This window comes from Lachnobacterium bovis DSM 14045 (assembly GCF_900107245.1).
In the GTDB taxonomy this organism is placed as follows: Bacteria; Bacillota; Clostridia; order Lachnospirales; family Lachnospiraceae; genus Roseburia; species Roseburia bovis.
The window spans coordinates 1-5,307 of record NZ_FNPG01000047.1 but is presented as its reverse complement, the minus strand read 5'-3'; the positions used below and the strand labels follow the sequence as shown (position 1 = coordinate 5,307).

The following is a 5,307-nucleotide window of genomic DNA, read 5'->3' as shown; positions in this document are numbered from 1 at the left end:
TTTGCACAGTCTTTACCAAGATAATACGTATTATGGATATAAGTTCTATTTTTCTTGATTTCATGTGCAACTGTGGAAGGATGTCTACCGATTAATTTTGCTATCTTTTTAAGAGAATCTTTGTTGTGTATTCCAGTTTCAATCGCAAGTCGATCCGACAGATCCATTTGTCCTTTATTTCTGTAGTAGTTCATATCTGCTCCTTTCCAGCAGATAGTAATCGATATCTTTACTATATCATCTCTGCTAGAAGAAGTCGTTGCAAAAGTAAACTAGACTTTTTTAGCCATTTTCAGTTGTCAAAGTACAGGTTTAATTTTTCATTCTAGGTACATTTTCTTTAATACCAGCATCTTTTTTTGCATTTTCCATCGCAGACATACCAATAAGGATTTCTCTACTGTACTTTCCAGCAAAATGCTCATCTAAATCTGGAAGATATTTTTTATAATCAAAATCTTCTATTGTGGCTGCTGCATATGCCTCAAGATTTTCTTCTTCGTAGCGTTTTAACTTCTTAATCTGCGACTCACCATTTGACAAGTTATCCCAAAACGTTTCAACATTGTCTGTGTTTGGCAATAATAATCCTATACCAGTGATTACAATCTTTTCTTTACTCATGCTCATTTCTCTCCTTTATCTATCATTCTGTAAATTCATTGTAAATAGTAAAAACTTAATTAAAATTAACATTTTCAACCAACTCATTGGCTCAATTAATGCTTGATTTCCATCACGAAGAACGACGGAACACAAAATTTGGTGTTTTTACTATGTAATCTTTTTTTATCCGGTCCGTGCAACTTTCTGGTGTCAGAAAATACTGACGTTTATACTTTGTATAGTTTTTCATAATCAGCCTTCCTTTACAAACCCAAAAATATCAAATCATCTGATTTCATTTTAACAGTGTTTATATTATTTTTGTAAAAAGTCTTTTCCTTTTTCTTAACTTTTAAGAGTTATCTCTATTTTTTACCACATCAATTGTATTGATTTCATTCAAGGTTCATTCAAGGTCATTCACATATTTGTTATCACATTCTTAAGCGATTATCCTTCATTTTCTATGAAATCTATAATTGTAGCATTAACGACATCTGGATTATCCATCACTGAATTATGTCCTGCATTTTCAACAACGACTAACCTATACCCAGTTTTTTCTGTCCATTTCATATTGTATTTTTTTACTTTACCCGCCTTATCCTTATCTCCAAGCATTAACAAAACAGGACATTTAATCTCTAAATCGCAATTATCATTTAAAAAACCAGCATATCCGATTCCCATCAAATGACACAGCTCTTTTTTATCATATATAGACAACATATCTAGCATGTTATTATATGCTTTCTCTGTTTCTGCAACTTGTTTAGCCATTGCTTTTTTTAGTGATTTCATCGGCAATAAATGCCCCATCCATTCCACCTGTTTTAGCCAAAAGACATCGGACTTTGAATAATACTCTTTTCCATATGGTGTACTATCAACTGCAATAAACTTCTCAACAATCTCTGGGAATCTCTTGATCACTGCTTGTGTAACAAATCCACCCATAGAATGCCCAATAAAAATAGCACGCGAAATATGATTTTCATTAAATATATCTTTGATTGCCATTGATGCCTTTTCATATGTAAATAGTTGATATGGTCTAGATTTCCCATGTGCAGGAGCATCCCATAAAAGAATATTATATTTATCCTCAAAACAATCAATCTGCTCCTGAAATAACGTGTGATCACCCGTCACTCCGTGCAAAAAAAACAATGTCTTTTTCGTATTATCATACGGACTAGATATCCAATAAAATATATTACCTTCTTCAGTTTTCAAGTAACATTCTTTCAAATTATCCCCCCTCATTATATTGTTTAACTTCATTATGTTTGATGCTGTCACACCTCATATCTTATAGCTATACCACTCTTTCCATATAAAGTCAAACAATACGACTGATTAACCACGACAAACGCATGAATGATTATCGAACACTTAGTTTATATATTTTCGTTTTTTAAGCTTCCAACAATTCCTCCAGATATTGAATTGGACGCAAGCTAATTACAAACCTTTTCCTTCTCATTGACAACTTATGTCTCGTCAGTTGCGCTGGTTTCAAAATACTTCAGCTCCATTTTCTTATGATATTCAAATTTTATGCTACAATTTTATCTATCGTGGTATTTGCATCCTCTCGGAAAGTGACATCCAAATGCCAGTGCATACTTTCGATACTCCAATGCCCTCTCACCGCTCGACTAATCATTTCTATATCTGGTTTTAAGCTGCTGATAAAATATCGATATTCTATCGTTCTGGCGTCATCTTTCTCAATGGTTTTCCTTTCCATTACGATACTATTCAGACCTTTCCAGTTTTTCTTCTAGCTCATCCATTTGATATCTTCTGTCTGTTAATACTCTCTAATTTCTATCTGTCCATGTGCCTTTTCCTGTGTCTTTTTATAATTCCCTTTTTTCTGAAGCTCTTTTTGAAATTCTTCATTCATTAGATATTCCTGCACATCCTCATACATACTATTTTGATTCCGTTTCAGTGCCAGCAAATAATCAGCACGTTTCTTTTTTATTTTCTCTGCGATTGCTGTCTGCGTTCCCATCGCATCGATCGTTACAATATGACCTTTTATCTGAATCTTATCCAGTAATTCTGGGATTGCTGTAATCTCATTGCTTTTTTCTTCCACCGCCTTCTGTCCAAGACAAAATCCATCTTCTTTGCTCCAGGCTGATACGATATGAGATGCCTTCTCATCCCCTTTTTTATTAGAACACATGGTTTTCCCATCAATGCAGATAATCTTTTTCAGCAATTCCCCATCATTCTGATTTAAGCGTTCCTGCCATTTTCCATATAGCTGCTATAAAATTTCAGGCAATATCATCCCCATAACACGTCTGATCGTATCATGAGAGGGGATTCCATTTTAAGAGGATGTAAAATTAATTGTGTAAGTCCTAAAAAACATTTAAAATATTATTATTTAATGACAATGACTTATGCGAAGAAGATTCTTCTTTACTTTGCGCACTTGATAGAATATTTGACGATGCGATGGTTTTTATGATTAAAGGAAACAGCTATCGTGGAAGCAAATGTGAAACTGTAGCAATAACAGCTGGTGAATTATCACCATTAAATAATAAGTAAAACGAAAGGAAAAGGTACATTGGCTATTTTTATATGTCCTAAAATTGGTTAATTCTACCGGTCTAAAAATGGCTAATCTCGCCTGACTCCAACATCGGCTATATCCTTCCCACTACCGGGCGGATTCGGGACTTTAACTCGTTAGAAACGTGCGCCGCTAGGCGCACAACTAACAAAAGGAATAGCAGAATCTGCTATTCCTTTTTGTCATATTCAATATATGCAACATTACATTATAACAACACAGGAGAATATTTATATGACTATTGTAATTTATACCAGGGACGATAATACAGCACAAACTATTAAAAAGAAAAGTTATATTTGATTTTCTAATATTTGTTTTTCTAATTTTTGTCTTTCTTCGTCCATACTATCTCCTTAAAAAGGGGCCCCAATAAATACGAATAACACCTTCATTTTTCGAAAGTCGATTAAATCACAAAATGATTGTTAATTACATTATCTCTATAAAATAGAAATCATGGATTATCTCCATAGGCTCCACAAATTATTATAATAATATTTAATTCAATAACAAGAAAAACCATGTCATTTCGGCAGAATTCTTAAACTCAACAGCAGATTAAAAGTGGGAATACCATAACTGATATTCCCACTTTCTTTTACCATCTGAATTCTGAACTAATTAACCACTACTACTTCTCTTTTATACGCCGGCGAATACTCTTCATCCCATTCTTTCAAAAAATCATCGTTATCAGAGATTTTATCAATCAAATCATAGCCTCTCTGAATTGTTATTTCCTCGGAAAACGGAACTGTATCCTTCTCAAAAGATATCTCACGACCACCTACTTCAAAAATAATCGCTCTCGTAAGCCAAACTTCATATGCAGGTTCACCGTTAATCGCCATAGTCTGCTGTTCGTTAACCATCTTTACCGAAGTAATCTCTTCTCCTACGGGTGCAGATACCATTTCAACATCCTTGAACACCGACTTTATCATTGAATCCTCTGTAACTGATAATTTAGCTACTGCCATATCATCTGTTGTGCCGAAGTAATCGACTGCCTCCTGCACATTAGTAAATGCATACACTTCATCACCAATATACAATCCGACGATTTGCGTCACGCTATTGGTAAACTCAAAGGCATCGCACTTATACTTAACAAACGACTTTCCAATCCAACTCTGTATTAAATTGGAATCAAATCTCATATCTATAGTTTTCATTGCTAATTACCATCCTTTCACAAAATGTATTTTTTGATACTTAATACCACCGTGATAGGTATTTTTTTTAATATTAATCTCTACTGCTGGCGTGCCATCACTCGCCCTCCTCTTTCTTATGTGTCTGCTCAAAAAGAGAAGGATATCTATGAAAGTTTGCGTAATCATAGAATCTACCAAAAACATCATCCGGCATATATCCGTGAACAAGAACATCCGTAGGCTCAAGAACTCGTAGCATTTCTTTCGTTCCTACACGCCATAGTTCTCGATCACACTTAGAACGAATACATCCATGAGTGCTCACACATACAATCCTATGTTTTGGCACACCTAGGAAACAATAGTCAAAGCTGGAGTTATCACTTTGTCAAGTATCTATGGTAGCTTTTTCGGCTGTTATAATGATTGATACTATATTTAGTGTTTATTTCTTTCCAAAGTGATAATTTGTGACAAGTAACAAAACCGGCTTCACATAACTATTTCTAAAAATCTCGGTGTCCTAGAACACGAATTTAAAAATACTACTCTTATACGTGTTCATAGATCTTACATTATAAATAGTACTTTTGTTGCAAATATTACCGAAAAAGAAATCACTCTTCCATCTGGCAAAAAAATTCCTATTGGACCTAAATACACTAAATATCTTTATGATATGTTTCCTGATGTTTTTTATGCATACGCCAATCGCAGACATTATAAAAAAATTTGTTTGTTACGATAAGGCTTTTGTTGCGAAAATATCCTTCGTTACAAAAGTTTTATGTTGCAGAAATATCCTTCGTTACAAAAGTTTTATGTTGCAGAAATATCCTTCGTTACAAAAATTTGAAATACATCTCTAAAAAATATATACTTTTCGTATATTAAATGAAAGGAGATATGAAAATGGCAAAACTTATAAAATATGCTTCTAAA

The 5,307-nt window shown here is 33.7% G+C and carries 5 protein-coding genes and 2 pseudogenes; 1 reads left to right on the top strand and 6 read right to left on the bottom strand.

Features of this window, described 5'->3' with window-relative positions; genetic code table 11:
- The 6 genes and pseudogenes from BLV79_RS12200 to BLV79_RS12175 all read right to left on the bottom strand — a co-directional run.
- Positions 1 to 194, bottom strand: a 194-nt coding sequence (locus tag BLV79_RS12200) for a helix-turn-helix domain-containing protein (protein WP_143470275.1), incomplete at its 3' end; no start/stop codon positions are given.
- A 118-nt stretch (positions 195 to 312) separates the two neighbouring features.
- Positions 313 to 624: a beta-ketoacyl synthase N-terminal-like domain-containing protein gene (locus BLV79_RS12195; RefSeq protein ID WP_074719249.1), complete on the bottom strand. Its 312-nt coding sequence runs from the start codon at positions 622 to 624 to the stop codon at positions 313 to 315.
- A 432-nt stretch (positions 625 to 1,056) separates the two neighbouring features.
- A complete protein-coding gene (locus tag BLV79_RS12190; RefSeq protein WP_074719248.1) occupies positions 1,057 to 1,857 on the bottom strand; it encodes an alpha/beta fold hydrolase in 801 nt (266 codons plus the stop codon).
- Between the two features lie 307 nt (positions 1,858 to 2,164).
- A pseudogene (locus BLV79_RS12185) lies at positions 2,165 to 2,866 on the bottom strand (ISAs1 family transposase); the annotation flags it as partial.
- Positions 2,867 to 3,825: 959 nt separating this feature from the next.
- The gene (locus BLV79_RS12180) at positions 3,826 to 4,383 is read right to left on the bottom strand and encodes a hypothetical protein (RefSeq protein ID WP_074719247.1); all 558 of its coding nucleotides are present in this window, start codon (positions 4,381 to 4,383) and stop codon (positions 3,826 to 3,828) included.
- 97 nt (positions 4,384 to 4,480) lie between these two features.
- Positions 4,481 to 4,738 (bottom strand): annotated as a pseudogene (locus tag BLV79_RS12175) (DUF4417 domain-containing protein); the annotation flags it as partial.
- 123 nt (positions 4,739 to 4,861) lie between these two features.
- Between BLV79_RS12175 and BLV79_RS13385 the strand changes: the two are divergent.
- A complete protein-coding gene (locus BLV79_RS13385) occupies positions 4,862 to 5,113 on the top strand; it encodes a LytTR family transcriptional regulator DNA-binding domain-containing protein (protein WP_083354580.1) in 252 nt (83 codons plus the stop codon).
- Positions 5,114 to 5,307: the final 194 nt, after the last annotated feature.